This is a genomic window from Enterobacter cloacae complex sp. 402C9, assembly GCF_050030745.1.
Classification (GTDB): domain Bacteria; phylum Pseudomonadota; class Gammaproteobacteria; order Enterobacterales; family Enterobacteriaceae; genus Enterobacter; species Enterobacter intestinihominis.
In genome coordinates, this window is the sequence record NZ_JBLGUW010000002.1 from 107204 (window position 1) to 125038 (window position 17835).

Genomic DNA, 17835 nt, shown 5'->3' on the forward strand with positions numbered 1-17835 from the left:
CATGAGTCAGTCTCCTTATGATGATGAGTTCAGGGCCATCCGTTATATTCAGCTCCGTGGTCAGGATATCGCGAACGCTCACGAGACAATTAACAGTGATATAGAGAGCCTTAAGGCACAGTTGACCGGGCTAATCAGCGGCACTGAACTTGATGAAGCGGAGCATCTGGCGCTTAAAGAACATCATCTGCGAGAAATGACCCCTTCAGATACTGCCATGCATTCTACTGGTCTCAAGACTATATATAGCGAGGCTAACCAGCGTGTATGCGGTGATATTGGACTGGCCACAATACTCTCCACGGATGACTTGGCTGTTGTAGATGCCCGGATCCAGAATCATATTAAAGAATTTAATGATCGCTACGCACTCGACGCCTGGGATTATGCTATTGCCTGCGGATGCGGGCTCATAGCATCCATGCTGGATTTACTTTGCGTCAGAGCCCCGCCAAAACCTACGGTGAGCTTTACGGCAGAAGTGGATGGTATTTTCAATAAACAGGTGCAGAAAGCCTTCAATGCCATTTTGCCGGAGGACCTGAGTACAAAACTCTCAGATTTGTTCCCTATAGGGGCACCAGACAGTTCGATCAGCAGCGATTTAGTGGGTGCGGCCGGTGGCGTTTTGTCTCCCACAAATCACCGCTTAAGAGCTTTGTCACACGATCCCGTACTGGGCATTATTTTCGGTATAAAGGATATGCTGAACGGGACCTGTACGGTGGTTCAGAATGGACAGATCGTGGTTTATCCTTCCAGTAAAGGCGTTACAGACGAAACCAATATTTTCAGGCTCATCGCCAGAATGTTTGGACACCTGGCATCGGATGTTAATGCCCCCTCAGCAAAAGGAAACCGTGGCATGGGGTTACCGGCTCCTTTTATGGGGCTACTTCGTATGCTTGAGGGGATCCCTGTGGGGAGTTCTAACTTCGGCAAACAAATAGAGTACATGTATGTCAACGGGTATGACTTTCGTCAGTTTATCGTGACAAGTATTCCGATGAGCATAATGGAAGTTTTGATGCGGGTTTTCTATGTGGCGAAACAGGTATCGCTGGGAAAAGGAGCTTTTGGGGAGACCTTACTGGATACCATGCCGTTGCGGCTAAATCCACGCTTCCGGATGATGCTTGCCCTGGGTTATGGAACTTCCAGTGCTGTTAACGCAGGTAAAATGTATATCACCGGCAATATTCTCAATGCGAATTACGCCTCCTGGATGGGGTTGGCCTGGAATGGTTTTCACTCACTCAAGTGGTCCCTTTATCAGCGACACTTAAAGCTTTGGGCCGGTATTGAAAAGGCAGAACTGGAACGGCTTCAGAACAATATAGACAGCATCGAGGCATTGACCATCAGAGCAGGAAACTTGCCAGTCAAGTAACATTCACCGGAGCACCTCCGGAACCCCATAGCCCACCAGCTGCTAAAAATGTCTGCCTTTGCTTTTAATACTCTCTCTGCCTCCTCCCCGAGGCAGAGAGTAGCTCGTAGTTATTTATACAGCTCACAACAGGGCCATAAGATACTCCGCTTCTCGTTTACCGATGATCCTGATCTGTCAGCTCTCTTACCGGATGCTGTACGAGCGTAACGGCTTATTATTGATAGTTCTCTCATATCAAACCTCATAAAGATTTATGCTGCCACTTAGTAACAGCCTAAAGGTTGTACTCTCTATTTAACAGCTTTTAGGCTGTTAATTTGATATTACAGCTTTTAGGGTGTATGTTTAGAAAACAGCGTACAAGGTGTATCAGAGGAACTACTGAGGCCAGCTTATGATCAATAATGATTACCCGTTAAACACGCTCAACCAGTTGCGTCCCTTGCTCATTGGTTTTCGCAAGGCGAATGGCCTGACGCAAAAAGACCTGTCCGAAAGGTTAGGGGTCACTCAACAGACATACTCACGTCTGGAAGCCAACCCTGCCAGTGCGAGCATTGAACGGCTATTCAAGGTGTTTTCTATCCTGGGCGTAAAAATCAGCTTCTCCTCGACAACCGCCTCTTCAGAGGGGAAGCAGACGGAAGAAATGCTTAAATCAAACTCACCTGCACGACAGGAGAAATGGTAACGATATGAGCCGGAAACAGCAGCGTCTGGCAATCTGGATGAACGGAATCAAAGTCGGATACTGGGAAAAAAGTAAAGGGGTAGACAGCTTACAATACCTTCCTGACTGGAGTGCAGACGAACAGGGAAGGCCGCTGTCATTGTCCCTTCCTTTTACTCCCGGGAACCAGGTCTGGCGTGGAAATGTGGTACGTGACTATTTTGATAATTTACTCCCGGACAGCGAAGGCATACGCAGACGTCTGGCAATGCGTTACAAGGCCGATAGCCTGGAGCCTTTTGATCTTCTGACGGAGCTGGGAAAAGACTGCGTGGGCGCGATACAGCTGCTTCATGACGGAGATGAACCCACAGATTTATATTCCGTGAAGTATCACCCGCTTACTGAATCAGAAATTGCGGCAACTTTGCGTAATACCACGGAGACATTGCTACCGGGCAGGCCAGAAGATAACGACGACTTACGTTTATCTATTGCCGGTGCTCAGGAGAAAACAGCCCTACTGTGGCATGAAGATCGGTGGTGTATGCCGGAGGGTAATACACCAACGACGCATATATTCAAGCTACCGCTCGGACTTGTGGGGAACATGAAAGCCGACATGCGCTCGTCGGTTGAAAATGAATGGCTCTGCTCGGTACTTCTCGAACAGTACGGGCTCCCCGTGGCAAGAACGCAGATTGCTCACTTTGAAGATCAGAAAGCGCTGGTGGTAGAACGTTTTGACCGAAAATGGTCAGGAAACGGACAATGGATCATTCGTTTACCCCAGGAGGATATGTGTCAGGCCCTGGGCATTTCGCCATTACGAAAATATCAGGCGGACGGCGGGCCAGGTATATCGGAAATTATGGAAGTTCTGAGTAATTCAGACCGTGCTGAGCGTGACAAAGCGCAGTTTTTTATGACGCAGATAGTTTTCTGGATGATGGCCGCAACAGATGGCCACGCTAAAAATTTCAGTATTTCTATTGGGCCACAGGGACGTTATCACCTTACACCACTCTATGATGTGTTGTCGGCATGGCCGGTGATCGGTCATGGGAACAATCAGATATCCTGGCAGAAGTGCAAACTGGCGATGGCCGTACGTGGCAGTAGCAACTATTACCAGATATATCGAATACAACGACGCCACTGGATCAGGCATGGTGAGATAACCGGCCTGAGTAAACAGCAGACAGAGGCGATGATAGAGGAAATCATCGCCAGAACCCCGGGTGTCATTGAACGTGTTAGCGGGCTTCTTCCGGACCAGTTCCCCCAGCAGCTTGCGGAAAGTATTTTTGATGGAATGAGGCAGCAATGCAGGCGCCTGGCTGAGAAATGACAGCCGCAATTTATAGTGTGCATGTTTTCAGAATAGCTGATGTAAGCGTGAGGATTCAGTATGACTGAAGAACAAAAAAGAATAGAGCGGGCTATTGAGTTGGCTTGTCGTTACGGCGGAACCGATGAAATGCATCATCTGCAATGGGTCGTGGATCAGATGGTAAGAGAACTTGCTGGAGAACGTTATGCACAGATTGTAGCAGATGCCACCAGCGGAGAAGATGGGCCTGATACTTACAAATGGAGTGTTGGGATCGCGCCTTAGCATCTGTCAGTCTGGGGATGAAAACGTACTTAACATCCAGCGAATTCCCAGACTTCACATTAAGACTAGAGTAACGGCCGCAATCACGTGAGAGAAAAAAATGGCAATTTTAGCAATCATTGCAGTTATCGCCCTGGGTGGGTACGCCTGCGGGTTTATTAAAGCCCGTGAGCTGAGCGCTTTGCGTAAAGAAATGAAACTATACGTGGATCGCATGGAAGCGGCGGAGCTGGACTTACACGCAATCAGAAGTGTAGCGGAGCACCGGTTGCACGGTGCAGGTAAACAGTTTGCCGACCTTTACAGCCGTATCGACGGTGCAACTGTGACGCTGACACCCGAAGATCAGCTGTTACTGGCAACGATGCCATTTAATATTCAGGATGTAGAAGACATCGTAAACGAGCGCGGTCCAAAGACAATTAGCGGCCGTCCATTCTGGGAAGTTGAGCCAGGCCCGCATGACTATGAATATGGCCCGCAATATCCGTATTTCCCAGACCAGCGCTAGGAAGAGATCAAGATGAGAGAGCCAAGACCCCGCCATACCTTGCAGGTCATTCGAGTGCCTTCTCTGGAGGTTCAGGATCTGGGGCTGACCAGCTTTGATAGCTGGCTTGACGAGAACGGTTATGACAAAACGAATGCCAGAAATAACCGTACCATCTGGGCGAGAGAAGGCGGATGGCATCTGAAACGTTGCAGAAATCTGGAAACTGGCACGGACGATTTCTGGTTTATCGCTTTCGATGGTAAAGGCGGAAAGATATACCCGCTGAAAACCCAAAGAGACTACCGGGCTGCATATCGTAAGCTGGAAGCAGAAGGTTATGCACCTGCGGTCATCGAGCAAATGACCACAGGCGCAGCATATAACCTGGCCTATCCACGTTCCACCCTAAAACAAGCTGAGACGGCCACCAGCGAACCAAAGCGGAAACCTGACGTAGATATCCAGGGTGAGCACTGCGAGCGCGTAGTGACGCAACGTAGTGGCGTGGCACAGGGTAAATTTAAAGCTCTGCTCATCGAGAATTTCGCGGGCCGTTGTGCGGTAACCGGTTGGGTTAATGGCGGTGTCCTGGATGCGGCACACATTGAACATGGAACCCGGTACAATCCGTCTAATGGCATCCTGATGACTCCAACAATGCATGCTCTGTTTGATGCCGATCTTATGGGCATAGATCCGGCCACCCTGACCGTTCATTTTAAGCCAGGCATTGAGCTGGGCGAGCTGTTTGAAGGCCGTAAAATCACACCGCTGGTGTACGATCTGGACTTAGAGCGGCTGGCCGTACGCTGGGCAGGATACCAGGGCCTGGCTCATGAACAATGATGGGTTACAGCCGGGATGTGTGAAAACCCGTCAGTGAAACCTGCATGCGCCATACCTTTAAATTTAAACTCAAGAGCCAGGCTCAAGATAAAACCGAAATGAAAAGGTAAAATCCGGTGCACCAGATCTCTTAGGTTTAATACCTGAGCCGGTATACTGGCAGGCGCAGGCATGTGGGTATTATCCAGTCCATACATCTCCACACAGTGTTAACCGCAACATTTAAAGTTCAATAAGGACGGTTTCAATTTTATGTATAAAACAGCATTAGTGATGATTATCGGGATCCTCGGATGCAGTAAAGCATTTGCAGCCACTGAATTACAGCTCCAGCAAAAACGCGTTATGCAGTTCTGTGCCAACGCCAGTCTTCCATTGTTAGTTGCGGGTACAACGTACGCGAATACGTCTGACAACGGGCGACCAGAAAAAGAAAGATTGGCAATCCTGAAAAATTCAGTTGCAAGCTCGACAGCTTATAAAATGGCATCTCCCGGAGTTCAGATTGCCATGATGAGCGTGGTGGAAGATATTGCCGATCCGAAAGAATTAGCTCTACATCAAAAAGAAGTTAGACGTCTTGGGGCTAGTTATCTTTCCGACAGCGGTGTTTCATGGGCTTCAAAAACTGTTTCACCATTTACAGCCTGGTGTAACTTTAACCGTTTAGAAAGTTAAGGCTGGCAAGGCGGTTCCTGTTCAGGAAAGTTACTTTCCGTGCGGGGACCGTAAGATACAGATAAAGCTTAAGGCCTTTGAATTTCTGGAAAGCATTTGAAAATTTCATTGCGCTTGTCTGATATGAAACAGCCCCTGCATTTCTGCAAAGGCTGAAAGAGTGTGTACGGACTTTGGAAGGAGTGATGATATACGCCTGAGCCATCCCATCACCGCAGACAGGGTAATTAACCCTGACTAAAGCTTTCACCTATTCCGTCGCTCGCAAGCGGCTTTCGCACACTAACGAAGGTATGGCCTTTCGTCGGTGTTAAATTTTTCAAACTTTGCTTACTTTGTCAAGGAAGGTGACCGCAGTAGTAGGCACAACTACTTTAATCTGTATGAATAATAAGGTAGAACCGGCCAGTGAATGAATGCTTTCCCTGAAATCAGGCGGACAACCTTCAGGAATATTGATAGCAAGACTGAATCTCTCGCTGCGGCGATAAACATTTCGCCATAACCCTGAACGAGAGTGGTTCATCCATCATATACAGGAGCGTTACATGCGCAAATTTAAGTACATAATCTGTCACCAGTGCGAAGGCCACGGGACCATGGAAAACCCGGCCTTTGAAAATGGATTCACCCAATCAGAAATGGCTGAGTGGGAGCCAGAAATGCGTGAAAAGTATTTTGCCGGAGCATTTGATGTTCGCTGTGACGTTTGTGCCGGTGACGGTAAGCTCAGCGTACCAAACGTAGCGGCTATGTCTTTTTCAGAACGACGGGTTCTGGCAGCACGGCGGCGTGATGAGCGTCTTCAGGCTGCTGATGAACGGCTGTCCCGCCAGGAACGAGCAATGGGGTACTGAGGTGTTACAGCAAAGATGAAAATGACGAAGCCAAAACCGGTAAGCCGGATGAAAAGACCGTTTATTAGTGAGCTTGCAGAGCTGGGTTTATCGGGTGAAATTCTTTCAATTCGAACTGACGGCATGCAGGGGACGCTCATACCCGATCTTACCGCAGGGGTGAGTGAAGCAGGCCGTGTGAAAACCGGCAACTGGGTAATCTCTGACAAGAGAACCTTCGACCATGTCGTTCTGTGTGTTGAAAGACAAGATGAGAACCATGATGTGTACGTAGGTAAATTCATCCAGTTACATGTAGCCGCTAATAAGAGCCTTAAGATCGTCGAAATGGGCGATGTGAAACTGGTGGCCATAACCAGCTCGATTCCTACCACTTTTAATGGTGGGATAAAGAGATACAAAGGGGTTACGTATGTGTCACTTTCCCAAACAGCTCAAACCACTATCGACTTCCCGAAGCGTATCTACAAAGAGGGCCAGGAATGTACTTCTGTCACCAGTCCTGACCAAGGTCCTTTCGCCCGGGATGTTAGGTTGAATTGCTACGGGCGATGTGTTGTCACCGGCGTAAGGTCCCCCTGGCGTACTGAGGCCGCGCACTTAACGCCACGTCATGAAGAAGGCATTCCCGACGTAACGAACGGAATTTTACTTCGCCGTGATATCCATACACTGTTCGACAATGACCATTGCGCCATAAACCCTGACACTATGAAAATTTACTTCAGCCGGGAGGCCCGGGAGTTGGATGATGATCTCCTGAAATGGCATGGGAATGAGATAGAGACGACACGCATGCAGGTTCCGGTTAACATCGAAAACCTTCGGATACGATGGCAAAAATTTAAGGCTAAGGATCGTCAGCGTAAATAAAGCCATAAGCTGAACCACGGCGAGGATTAGTCTTGTTCACTAAATGACAGCGAGAGATTAAATGCAAACCCAAAAAGATATTACAGTTGGCCAGATCTGGGAAGAAGTGGATCCAAGACTGATCCGGAAAGTGCGAGTTGTTGAGGTGGCCTCGTTAGAAGGGCCCAAAGGCATCCTAATCGAAAACGTGGAGTCTGGTCGTAAGAACTGGGCGTCGTCATCCCGCTTTAATGGAAAGCGTGGAGGGTATCGTCTTATTTCCTGAAGGTTTTGCCAATATGGGAAACTGAAGAGGTTGAAACCATCCCGGTGAGGGAGCATATCTGGTAAAGAAGAGTCTTTAAAAAGGTTTTACGCGACCTGGGATAATAAACGGGAAAACGATACCCAAAAAAAGAATACAGCGATGATAACGATAAGGAATGGTAAGGGCTTCAATATTTTGAGAAATGACCTGGCTTCCTTTGCATCTGCATTTCTAATCAAACTGTCCACATAGGGATCACAGCTCTTAGGTTCTGAATTTTTCATATGTTCTGTACCTGAAATTGATTCCGTATGAGAAAAGGCCACCGAAGTGGCCTCTATCAAAACTGGTGGCAAAAGTTAGATCAGGAAATCATCAAGACTTTTACCGGCTGCAATTTGTTCTGCCAGAGCTTTGGGGGTACGGCCCTGTCCAGTCCACGTTTTTGTTTCGCCATTTTCATCAGTAAATGAGTATTTGGCCGGGCGTGGTTCACGGCTTTTCTTGGTAGCCGTAGATTTGGCCTGGAATGAGCCAAGCAGCTCTTCCGGGTTGATACCATCTTCTTCCATTAACTTACGCAGGGCGTCAAGTTTCTCCTGACGAGCTTGCAGTTCGGCAGCTTTGGATGATTCTTCCTGACGACGCTCATCAACAATGACATTAAGCTTTTCGAGGATTTCCTCAAGTACTTCTAAAGGCAGCTCGCGGCCCTGGGCGCGAAGAGTACGAATATTGTTTAACGATTTGAGTGCTTCAGACATACGACCTCACTTTCTAATTCTTTGATAAGGATTTACTTAATCATAATACACTCTATAAGGAAAAAGATGCCAGCTTTATGTCTTCAGGTACAAAGATATCTTGCTAAGAATACTCCTTATCTTCCTTGTGCAGACTGTTTCGTGCTTTCGATGTTGTTCATGAGTCTTAAAATCTGCTCACTGTTTAGGGTACTCATGCTGTAAATCATCAAGAAGGAAGCGCAGAACAACATAAGCAATCGGAAAAGGAAACCATGCCAGTGACAGGCCATATATGGCGGAGATAAACATAGGGTAATTTAACTCACTTACAAAATTCGCTTCATTGTATTGTTGAATCGAAATGGCAGAAGCAAAAATTATAATTAAAGTAAGAAAAATCCACTCTAGCCATCTCTTTTTATAACAAGCATAAGCGAAAGCTGTAGGGTAAAAAATAAAGCAAAAAATTCCAGCTGCAATTACGTTCATAAAAGTAACTTTCCTGATAGCGCAGTTATTTTTCGAATGCAGCATCATGAACAACTGCCATAACATTGATGATTGGCTTTCTTTTTCTGAAGAACCTTCCGCGCGGCAAAGTTTCTCCCGCTTTGAGACGATAAAGCCAGAAAACATAAGCCGGAGGAACATTGCTGTCAAAAATATCTGAACAAATTTGAACTGTGATGCCTACTGTATTGTCTTTCCTCATCTCTTTAAAAGTGCCTTGCAATGCAGCGGATAACGTCATTTTTAAGAAACCTTTTTCTGTTTGAACGGATAGACTTGACTTAGCTGGCTTGACTGTAATGTTTGCCACTAAAGATCCCTCGTTCTGAGGATGCAGGCACTACAAAGTTACCGTCAGGTCTAATCATACGAGTTTGGATGAAATTTTTGCCGGATTTGGTTTTTTCAACCTGGTGCTCGATCTTCCATTCTTCTTTGACGGGACCGGATGACAAATGAACTAGAACCGGTACTTTTTTACGTGTTCTATCCAGAACAATACAATTTGATTTATCCGTATCAACGCTTCCCTGAAGAGTATTCAAAGAGCAATTATCATATCCCTCAACCGGAACTGCATTACCTTGGATATCAATTTTGAATCCTCCAGCTATTACAATTTCGGGTGCATTATCATTTAAAGTCTCGTCATAGGCAGCATCAACTACATCGCAAGCAGTAAGAGTAAGTGACGATGCCACAGCAAGACACAATAAAGAAAATCTGTTTTTGAGCATATTTGAGACCTTTTATAAAAATAAAATAACAGGAGAATTGTATCATTAACAGTCTAGTTCTAACGACTACCACTTTTAAGTATGTATTGAGCCAGTTTTATATTCAGGCACACCATATTGCACTCTAGGGAAGGTGCGAATAAGCAGGTCATTTCTTCCCAAGCTGACTCGCTGATTAAAATTTCGCGGATCTGGGCCGATTTTTTTCCCGCAAACACATCGAATCAGCCTATTTAGGCTATTTTTTCCACCATTTCTGGCGTTATTTCCGGTTTTTACTGAGATCTCTCCCACTGACGTATCATTTGGTCCACCCGAAACAGGTTGGCCAGGGTGAATAACATCGCCAGTTGGTTATCGTTTTTCAGCAGCCCCTTGTATCTGGCTTTCACGAAGCCGAACTGCCGCTTGATGATGCGAAACGGGTGCTCCACCCTGGCACGGATGCTGGCTTTCATGTATTCGATGTTGATGGCCGTTTTGTTCTTGCGCGGATGCTGCTTCAAGGTTTTTACCCTGCCGGGACGCTCGGCGATCAGCCAGTCCACATCCACCTCGGCCAGCTCCTCGCGCTGTGGCGCTCCTTGGTAGCCGGCATCGGCTGAGACAAATTGCTCCTCTCCATGAAGCAGATTACCCAGCTGATTGAGGTCATGCTCGTTGGCCGCGGTGGTGACCAGGCTGTGGGTCAGGCCACTCTTGGCATCGACACCAATGTGGGCCTTCATGCCAAAGTGCCAGGCACTGTTGCAAATAGTCGGTGGTGATAAACTTATCATCCCCTTTTGCTGATGGAGCTGCACATGAACCCATTCAAAGGCCGGCATTTTCAGCGTGACATCATTCTGTGGGCCGTACGCTGGTACTGCAAATACGGCATCAGTTACCGTGAGCTGCAGGAGATGCTGGCTGAACGCGGAGTGAATGTCGATCACTCCACGATTTACCGCTGGGTTCAGCGTTATGCGCCTGAAATGGAAAAACGGCTGCGCTGGTACTGGCGTAACCCTTCCGATCTTTGCCCGTGGCACATGGATGAAACCTACGTGAAGGTCAATGGCCGCTGGGCGTATCTGTACCGGGCCGTCGACAGCCGGGGCCGCACTGTCGATTTTTATCTCTCCTCCCGTCGTAACAGCAAAGCTGCATACCGGTTTCTGGGTAAAATCCTCAACAACGTGAAGAAGTGGCAGATCCCGCGATTCATCAACACGGATAAAGCGCCCGCCTATGGTCGCGCGCTTGCTCTGCTCAAACGCGAAGGCCGGTGCCCGTCTGACGTTGAACACCGACAGATTAAGTACCGGAACAACGTGATTGAATGCGATCATGGCAAACTGAAACGGATAATCGGCGCCACGCTGGGATTTAAATCCATGAAGACGGCTTACGCCACCATCAAAGGTATTGAGGTGATGCGTGCACTACGCAAAGGCCAGGCCTCAGCATTTTATTATGGTGATCCCCTGGGCGAAATGCGCCTGGTAAGCAGAGTTTTTGAAATGTAAGGCCTTTGAATAAGACAAAAGGCTGCCTCATCGCTAACTTTGCAACAGTGCCCCAGGGAGTTACGCAAGTTGGTAGGTGGAAAAGCCCGGGAGGATCTTATCGTTGCGAACTGGCCTGATATTTTCCGTTGTGCCGCGACGATGACCGCTGGCAAAATCAGGCCCAGCCAACTCCTGCGCAAGCTCGCTTCTTACCCACGACAAAACAACCTTGCAGTTGCGCTTCGTGAAGTTGGTCGTATTGAACGGACCCTTTTCATTATTGAGTGGATCCTGGATACGGACATGCAGCGGCGTGCTCAGATCGGTCTTAACAAGGGAGAGGCCCACCATGCGCTCAAAAATGCGCTCCGTATCGGGAGGCAGGGGGAAATTCGCGATCGCACGACAGAGGGGCAGCACTACCGAATCGCTGGGCTCAATTTATTGACTGCGGTGATCATTTACTGGAATACCGTCCATCTTGGTCATGCCGTCACGGAGCGGCGGAACGAAGGGTTGGATGTTCCCCCTGAATTTCTTCCCCACATATCCCCATTGGGCTGGGCGCACATTCTACTGACTGGCGAATATCTTTGGCCCAAGGAACCGAAAGCTTAGGGTGTCATTTCGCCCTCAGCCGGAACCGACCCCTGATGGCATGCGCTTTGTCACGCCGGTGAAAACCGTCAATTCAGGACCTAACAGAAAATATTTTGGTTCCGGACGTGGCATCACCTGGTACAACTTCGTCTCTGATCAGTACTCTGGATTCCACGGCATCGTTGTCCCCGGCACATTACGAGATTCCATTTTTGTGCTGGAAGGCCTTCTGGAGCAGCAGACAGGGCTGAATCCGGTTGAGATCATGACAGACACAGCCGGTACCAGCGACATTATTTTTGGCCTCTTCTGGCTGCTGGGATACCAGTTTTCCCCCCGGCTTGCCGATGCCGGTGAAGCGGTATTCTGGCGAGTGGATAAATCGGCAAATTACGGTGCACTGGACGAACTGGCACGTGGTTGTGCCGATCTGTCGAAAGCCGAGGATCAGTGGGATGAGATGATGCGAACCGCCGGTTCGCTGAAACTGGGCACCATTCATGCTTCAGAACTCATTCGCTCTTTGCTGAAAAGCTCGCGCCCATCAGGGCTGGCACAGGCGATCATGGAAGTGGGGCGCGTCAACAAGACGCTGTACCTTCTTAATTATATTGATGATGAGGATTATCGTCGGCGGATCCTGACGCAGCTAAACCGGGGGGAAGGCCGCCATGCTGTGGCGAGGGCGATCTGCTACGGGCAGCGCGGTGAGATCAGAAAGCGCTATCGTGAAGGTCAGGAAGATCAGCTGGGGGCACTGGGCCTGGTCACTAACGCAGTGGTACTGTGGAACACACTTTATATGCAGGAAGCCCTGAGCTGGATACGCAGTAATGGAGAAGAAATCGGGGTTGAAGATATCGCCCGGTTGTCCCCACTGATGCACGGGCATATCAATATGCTGGGGCATTATACGTTTACGCTACCGGAGGATATTTTGAAGGGGGAACTGAGAGAACTAAATTTCAATTTAAACAATGAATTAACTTCTTAGCGTACGTTTTCGTTCCATTGGCTCTCAAACCCCTTCAAGCACACCGATCAGGCAGTTAGTCACTAGTTAACTCTTTACTAGAGACTAAATTCCATTGATTTACGTGACAACGTCACGTCATTAAGGTTTGCAAATGCCTAATTTTCATACTATGGGATTTAATTAGGAGTAAATCCCACAGGTTTACATAAAGCTGACATTTAAAAGTGTTAAAAATCAATCAGATAGAAAGAAAAGGCTCTCCGGAAGAACTCTTCTCATTATTTCGCCGCCCGGGGTTATTGCTGACAGATCTGAAAGTGCTAATATGTTAGTCATTAGTAATTAGTAAAGCCTTTACTAAACGCGTTTCTACGTAAATTCTATTGGTTTTAGAGGGTCCTACTGTCCGAAGACAATAAAGTTGTACACAAAGCACTAAAGTTGTAACCATTCTCAAAAAACGACGCTAATGTTGTATGCTTACTGAATGTGTGGTTATAGGGTTGGAGACTATAAAATGCACATATAGGTACGTATCAATGTCGTTTTTTGGGTACGATCATGGGTAGGGGTAGGCGTCTCAAATCCTATTTGGATTATGAAAATGCGCTAGGTGACGGCATAGGAGTGGGCTATGGCCAAAGTTATCAGCCCTGGCTTAGAGCTCAGGACGTTAAATCCCGTGGAAACCGTTCGATAGTCTTTGGCCTTAAGACGTTTCGAAACCATCATCATGGGGTTTGAGGGCCAATGATGTAAAAAACCACGCTAAGGAGATAATTCATTGTTTAAATTGAGATTTAACGGCCTCAATTCCCCCTTCATAATATCCTCCGGTAGTGTGAACGTATAATGTCCCAGCATGTTGATATGACCGTGCATCAGAGGCGAAAGCCGCGCGATATGTTCATCCTCTGGCCCTTCCCCGATGCTGCGCAGGTGCGACAAGGCTTCCTGCATATAAAGCGTATTCCACAGCACCACTGCGTTTGTCACCAGACCCAGCGCACCCAACTGATCTTCCTGCCCCTCGCGGTAACGTTTTCTGATCTCGCCACGCTGACCGTAGCAGATGGCTCTTGCAACGGCATGGCGGCCTTCACCCCGGTTCAACTGTGTTAGGATCCGGCGACGATAGTCCTCATCATCAATATAGTTGAGAAGATACAGTGTCTTGTTAACTCTTCCGACCTCCATTATTGCCTGAGCAAGCCCTGACGGTCGGGTACTTCTCAATAGCGATCGAATGAGTTCTGACGCATGAATAGTGCCCAGCTTCAGCGAACCGGCAACCCGCATCATCTCATCCCAGTGGCTTTCGATTTTAGAAAGGTCAACACAACCCCGCGCCAGTTTGTCCAACGCCCCGTAATTCGCTGCTTTGTCGGCCCGCCAGAACACAGCCTCACCCGCATCCGCCAGACGAGGTGAAAATTGGTATCCCAGTAGCCAGAACAGGCCAAAGATAATGTCACTGGTACCTGCTGTGTCCGTCATGATTTCAACCGGGTTTAGTCCCGTTTGTTGCTCAAGTAGCCCTTCCAGCACAAAGATGGAATCCCGCAGTGTTCCAGGAATCACTATGCCATGAAAACCCGAATATTGGTCAGAGACAAAGTTGTACCAGGTGATGCCGCGCCCTGAACCAAAGTATTTTCTGTTGGGGCCAGAATTCACCGTTTTCACTGGCGTGACAAAACGCATACCATCAGCGGAGGCTACCTCCCCGCCCCCCAGTATCCTGCCAACGCTAACGAGGACTGAAAATCAACCAGCCGCGCATTGGCGCTAACCAGCGTTTCTGCTCGGATGTAGTTCTGTTTCACCCAGCTCAGACGATGGCGAGTCAGTGCAGGGATATTGTGCTTGATCAGCGGCTCATGTCCGATATTGCAGGCCTCAGCCAGCATCACCGCACACAGGCTTATATGCAGATCCTGCGCACGGGCACCTGACTCGCTGACATGGCTGAATTCACGGGTGAAGCCAGTTCTGGCGTCAATCTCGAGCAACAGTTCTGTCAGGTCAACGGGTGGAAGCAATTGTCTGACTCGGCTGCTCAGTTGTATCAGCGCCGGTGGTTCATCCAATTTATCCAGGCTGCTGATGGTCAGCGAAGGATGTTTACCTTCATTGCAGATGTCCACGGCGGTATTGCGATCAAAACGTGATGCCACCGTTTTCCAGGTTTCATCTAACTGAGCGGCCAATTGCTCCGATGCTTTACTGCCATTAGTGGGGTGACCCAATGCCCGGCAGACTGGAACCCGCTGCGCCTGCCATTCCTCCCCCTGAAGAAGTTTTTGGCGCGGATCACCCCAACGATCGCTGTTTTCCAACCAGATGTCACGACGGCGTAGCGCATCCTGAAGTCGCTCCAGCAGACACAACGAGTAACCTGCTCGCTGTATCCGACCGTCAGCATCGTACACCAGGCGTTTCCAAGGGCCTGAAATGATATGTTCAGGTGCATCGTCCAGGATCCGTTTTTTCGAGCCGTTTAGCTCTGCCAGGTAATGGATGGCAGCCAAGGTATGTTCACCGTCTGGGGCCGCACGGAAGTGCAGATCGCGCAGTAGTGCGGGCAAAAAACGCCTTACCCGTCCGTATTGCTCCACCATTTCATCCTGAAAGTTTGTATCCTGGGGGCGGGCCAGTTCATTCACTTTTTCCACGGACTCTGCCAGTCTGGCGACAGACACACTGCTGAATATGGTCTTTCGCAGCAAATCATCGGCGGTATCTTCATCAAGTAAAAGTGCGCATGCCCGCGCCAGCAGCAACGCCGCGCGGTCAAGATCCTTGAGCGTCCTAAGTCGCTTTTTCTGCCCGGTTTTCTTCGCCTCCCGGGTAATATTGAGGATCAGCATATCCAGCACGTCAACGGCCTCGTCCAGCGCCGAGATTTCTTGCGCTTTCACGAATGCGGTAAGGATCGCCAGCCGCCGTTCTTCTGGCATTCTGCTGATATATTTCACCGATGCCATTCCGGCATAGCGTGCCAGATTGCGGAGCTGTATGGCGGGCAGCCCAGTGAAATTCAGACAGGAAAACTCCAGGCTGCGCAGGCGAGTGTAACGTTCAAGTGCTTCAGTGAACGCGGGGCCGCTGATAGTGACAGGGCCTCTTTTTAGGTGCTCCATCACTGAGAGTCGCTGTCCTTCGGGGATTTCAAGTAACCCAGCCAGTTGTGCGGTCTGCCAACGGTTTGGCAGCGCGGCCAATTTTCGCCACAAGCGGCGGGTCGCACGCTCACGGATTTCACCAATGACTCTCGTCAGGGTGGATGCGGCTGGCAACAACACTTTATTTTGAAGCAACCACGCGGTGGCAAAATCGAACATCAGTCCGGGGCGTTCATTACTGAGCCATGCACGGGTATACAGCAATCGCTTCAGTCTGAACGACCACGGGAAATCACCGAAATCATGATAGCTATAGTGCTGCCTGATAAGCCCGTGGTGCTCCCAACGTGTGTTTTCCCTTTGAGCATAGCGGGAAATGATCTCTGGATAGCGGATGTTAAGTTGCCTTGCGACATAAAACTGGACACCGGGCGGTATTTGCATGAGATCGGACAAGAAGGTTCCCAGAAAGCGGGCAGTTGTGAGTTGAAGGGCAATTCCCAACCGGTTATGCCTGCCCCTACGCAGGTTGATGAAAGGGCACTGTTGCAAAGTTAGCGATGAGGCAGCCTTTTGTCTTATTCAAAGGCCTTACATTTCAAAAACTCTGCTTACCAGGCGCATTTCGCCCAGGGGATCACCATAATAAAATGCTGAGGCCTGGCCTTTGCGTAGTGCACGCATCACCTCAATACCTTTGATGGTGGCGTAAGCCGTCTTCATGGATTTAAATCCCAGCGTGGCGCCGATTATCCGTTTCAGTTTGCCATGATCGCATTCAATCACGTTGTTCCGGTACTTAATCTGTCGGTGTTCAACGTCAGACGGGCACCGGCCTTCGCGTTTGAGCAGAGCAAGCGCGCGACCATAGGCGGGCGCTTTATCCGTGTTGATGAATCGCGGGATCTGCCACTTCTTCACGTTGTTGAGGATTTTACCCAGAAACCGGTATGCAGCTTTGCTGTTACGACGGGAGGAGAGATAAAAATCGACAGTGCGGCCCCGGCTGTCGACGGCCCGGTACAGATACGCCCAGCGGCCATTGACCTTCACGTAGGTTTCATCCATGTGCCACGGGCAAAGATCGGAAGGGTTACGCCAGTACCAGCGCAGCCGTTTTTCCATTTCAGGCGCATAACGCTGAACCCAGCGGTAAATCGTGGAGTGATCGACATTCACTCCGCGTTCAGCCAGCATCTCCTGCAGCTCACGGTAACTGATGCCGTATTTGCAGTACCAGCGTACGGCCCACAGAATGATGTCACGCTGAAAATGCCGGCCTTTGAATGGGTTCATGTACAGCTCCATCAGCAAAAGGGGATGATAAGTTTATCACCACCGACTATTTGCAACAGTGCCAATTAATTCTCCAACCTGTTTGGCGGCCATAGCATAAGCAATAGCTGAGCCAGCACCGCCTGTTCCAGCTAGATAGACTCTTTTACCTGTCACATCGAAGCCTCTTTTCAAAAGGCTCGATACGAAACCTTCACCATCGAGCATATCCCCATGTAGTTGGCCCTGAGCATTCCTCCTGATGACGTTGCATCCTCCGATTGCCATAGCAGATTCACTGGCTGAATCAATTAATGAAAGCGCATGTTGTTTGTGAGGCATCGTTATAATGGCACCACGAAAATTCTGAATACATTTCAGACCATTGACAGCGGTTTGCAGACCTACAGAGTTTATATGGAGAGGGACCATCAAAGTGTCGGGGATTTGTTTTTCAAGGATGGCGGCATTTATCATGAGTGGAGCGCTGACCTGAGCGATCGGGTCACCTATGATCGACAACAGTTGCAATTTACCACTAACAATACTGAGTTCATTCATCACTGATACCCGTATGTAAAATAAATTAACCAGACTATTTTACATAGGATTACATGAAAGACTGGTTTAATGGCAAGTAGAAATGCTGTATCAGCCACCTCAACAGGGGAAGACACATCTACATACAGTGATTGAAGGTT

The 17835-nt window shown here is 48.8% G+C and carries 18 protein-coding genes and 4 pseudogenes; 13 read left to right on the forward strand and 9 right to left on the reverse strand.

Features of this window, described 5'->3' with window-relative positions:
* Position 1: 1 nt before the first annotated feature.
* The 9 genes from ACQG1K_RS23135 (at position 2) to ACQG1K_RS23175 (ending at position 7428) form a co-directional block, all read left to right on the forward strand.
* A complete protein-coding gene (locus ACQG1K_RS23135; RefSeq protein WP_000083579.1) occupies positions 2-1390 on the forward strand; it encodes a hypothetical protein in 1389 nt (462 codons plus the stop codon).
* A 400-nt stretch (positions 1391-1790) separates the two neighbouring features.
* The gene (locus ACQG1K_RS23140) at positions 1791-2084 is read left to right on the forward strand and encodes a helix-turn-helix transcriptional regulator (protein WP_012477377.1); all 294 of its coding nucleotides are present in this window, start codon (positions 1791-1793) and stop codon (positions 2082-2084) included.
* 4 nt (positions 2085-2088) lie between these two features.
* Positions 2089-3414 carry a type II toxin-antitoxin system HipA family toxin gene (locus tag ACQG1K_RS23145; protein ID WP_000088044.1) on the forward strand — a complete coding sequence of 442 codons (1326 nt, stop codon included), beginning with the start codon at positions 2089-2091 and terminating at the stop codon, positions 3412-3414.
* Positions 3415-3474: 60 nt separating this feature from the next.
* A complete protein-coding gene (locus ACQG1K_RS23150; protein WP_000134171.1) occupies positions 3475-3681 on the forward strand; it encodes a hypothetical protein in 207 nt (68 codons plus the stop codon).
* Between the two features lie 100 nt (positions 3682-3781).
* Positions 3782-4192 carry a hypothetical protein gene (locus tag ACQG1K_RS23155; RefSeq protein WP_000985909.1) on the forward strand — a complete coding sequence of 137 codons (411 nt, stop codon included), beginning with the start codon at positions 3782-3784 and terminating at the stop codon, positions 4190-4192.
* Between the two features lie 12 nt (positions 4193-4204).
* The gene (locus tag ACQG1K_RS23160; protein ID WP_001641519.1) at positions 4205-5020 is read left to right on the forward strand and encodes an HNH endonuclease signature motif containing protein; all 816 of its coding nucleotides are present in this window, start codon (positions 4205-4207) and stop codon (positions 5018-5020) included.
* A gap of 252 nt (positions 5021-5272) precedes the next feature.
* Complete coding sequence (locus ACQG1K_RS23165; protein ID WP_000278471.1) at positions 5273-5698, forward strand: hypothetical protein; 426 nt, start codon at positions 5273-5275, stop codon at positions 5696-5698.
* Between the two features lie 548 nt (positions 5699-6246).
* On the forward strand, positions 6247-6555 hold the full coding sequence (locus ACQG1K_RS23170) for a hypothetical protein (protein ID WP_001224686.1): 309 nt from the start codon (positions 6247-6249) through the stop codon (positions 6553-6555).
* A 15-nt stretch (positions 6556-6570) separates the two neighbouring features.
* Positions 6571-7428 (forward strand): HNH endonuclease signature motif containing protein, encoded by an 858-nt coding sequence (locus ACQG1K_RS23175; RefSeq protein ID WP_000784387.1) that lies wholly within the window; start codon positions 6571-6573, stop codon positions 7426-7428.
* A gap of 606 nt (positions 7429-8034) precedes the next feature.
* Here the strand turns inward: ACQG1K_RS23175 and ACQG1K_RS23180 are convergent.
* The 6 genes from ACQG1K_RS23180 to ACQG1K_RS23205 all read right to left on the reverse strand — a co-directional run bounded on the left by ACQG1K_RS23180 (position 8035) and on the right by ACQG1K_RS23205 (position 10447).
* Entirely contained in the window at positions 8035-8439 is a 405-nt protein-coding gene (locus ACQG1K_RS23180; RefSeq protein WP_001287391.1) for an H-NS family nucleoid-associated regulatory protein, read from the reverse strand.
* Between the two features lie 177 nt (positions 8440-8616).
* Positions 8617-8910 (reverse strand): hypothetical protein, encoded by a 294-nt coding sequence (locus ACQG1K_RS23185; protein ID WP_001100635.1) that lies wholly within the window; start codon positions 8908-8910, stop codon positions 8617-8619.
* A gap of 25 nt (positions 8911-8935) precedes the next feature.
* On the reverse strand, positions 8936-9241 hold the full coding sequence (locus ACQG1K_RS23190) for a hypothetical protein (protein WP_426721130.1): 306 nt from the start codon (positions 9239-9241) through the stop codon (positions 8936-8938).
* On the reverse strand, positions 9213-9668 hold the full coding sequence (locus tag ACQG1K_RS23195) for a hypothetical protein (protein ID WP_000916941.1): 456 nt from the start codon (positions 9666-9668) through the stop codon (positions 9213-9215). Before ACQG1K_RS23195 ends, ACQG1K_RS23190 begins: the two co-directional genes overlap by 29 nt.
* A 75-nt stretch (positions 9669-9743) precedes the next feature.
* Positions 9744-9962 carry a hypothetical protein gene (locus ACQG1K_RS23200; protein ID WP_306307795.1) on the reverse strand — a complete coding sequence of 73 codons (219 nt, stop codon included), beginning with the start codon at positions 9960-9962 and terminating at the stop codon, positions 9744-9746.
* On the reverse strand, positions 9944-10447 hold the full coding sequence (locus tag ACQG1K_RS23205; protein WP_259420315.1) for an IS5 family transposase: 504 nt from the start codon (positions 10445-10447) through the stop codon (positions 9944-9946). The genes ACQG1K_RS23200 and ACQG1K_RS23205 overlap by 19 nt, the downstream gene beginning before the upstream one ends.
* Before the next feature lie 24 nt (positions 10448-10471).
* On the opposite strand from ACQG1K_RS23205, the gene ACQG1K_RS23210 reads away from it, so the two are divergent.
* The 4 genes and pseudogenes from ACQG1K_RS23210 to ACQG1K_RS23225 all read left to right on the forward strand — a co-directional run.
* Complete coding sequence (locus ACQG1K_RS23210) at positions 10472-11176, forward strand: IS6-like element IS26 family transposase (RefSeq protein WP_001067855.1); 705 nt, start codon at positions 10472-10474, stop codon at positions 11174-11176.
* A gap of 48 nt (positions 11177-11224) precedes the next feature.
* Positions 11225-11776 (forward strand): annotated as a pseudogene (locus ACQG1K_RS23215) (Tn3 family transposase); the annotation flags it as partial.
* A 34-nt stretch (positions 11777-11810) separates the two neighbouring features.
* A pseudogene (locus tag ACQG1K_RS23220) lies at positions 11811-12752 on the forward strand (transposase); the annotation flags it as partial.
* 543 nt (positions 12753-13295) lie between these two features.
* Positions 13296-13466: pseudogene (locus ACQG1K_RS23225) on the forward strand (TnsA endonuclease N-terminal domain-containing protein); the annotation flags it as partial.
* A gap of 36 nt (positions 13467-13502) precedes the next feature.
* Here ACQG1K_RS23225 and ACQG1K_RS23230 read toward each other — a convergent pair.
* The 3 genes and pseudogenes from ACQG1K_RS23230 to ACQG1K_RS23240 form a co-directional block, all read right to left on the reverse strand.
* Positions 13503-16396: pseudogene (locus ACQG1K_RS23230) on the reverse strand (Tn3 family transposase); the annotation flags it as partial.
* Positions 16397-16450: 54 nt separating this feature from the next.
* The gene (locus ACQG1K_RS23235; protein WP_001067855.1) at positions 16451-17155 is read right to left on the reverse strand and encodes an IS6-like element IS26 family transposase; all 705 of its coding nucleotides are present in this window, start codon (positions 17153-17155) and stop codon (positions 16451-16453) included.
* Between the two features lie 36 nt (positions 17156-17191).
* Complete coding sequence (locus ACQG1K_RS23240; protein ID WP_013851371.1) at positions 17192-17695, reverse strand: shikimate dehydrogenase family protein; 504 nt, start codon at positions 17693-17695, stop codon at positions 17192-17194.
* Between the last annotated feature and the right edge of the window lie 140 nt (positions 17696-17835).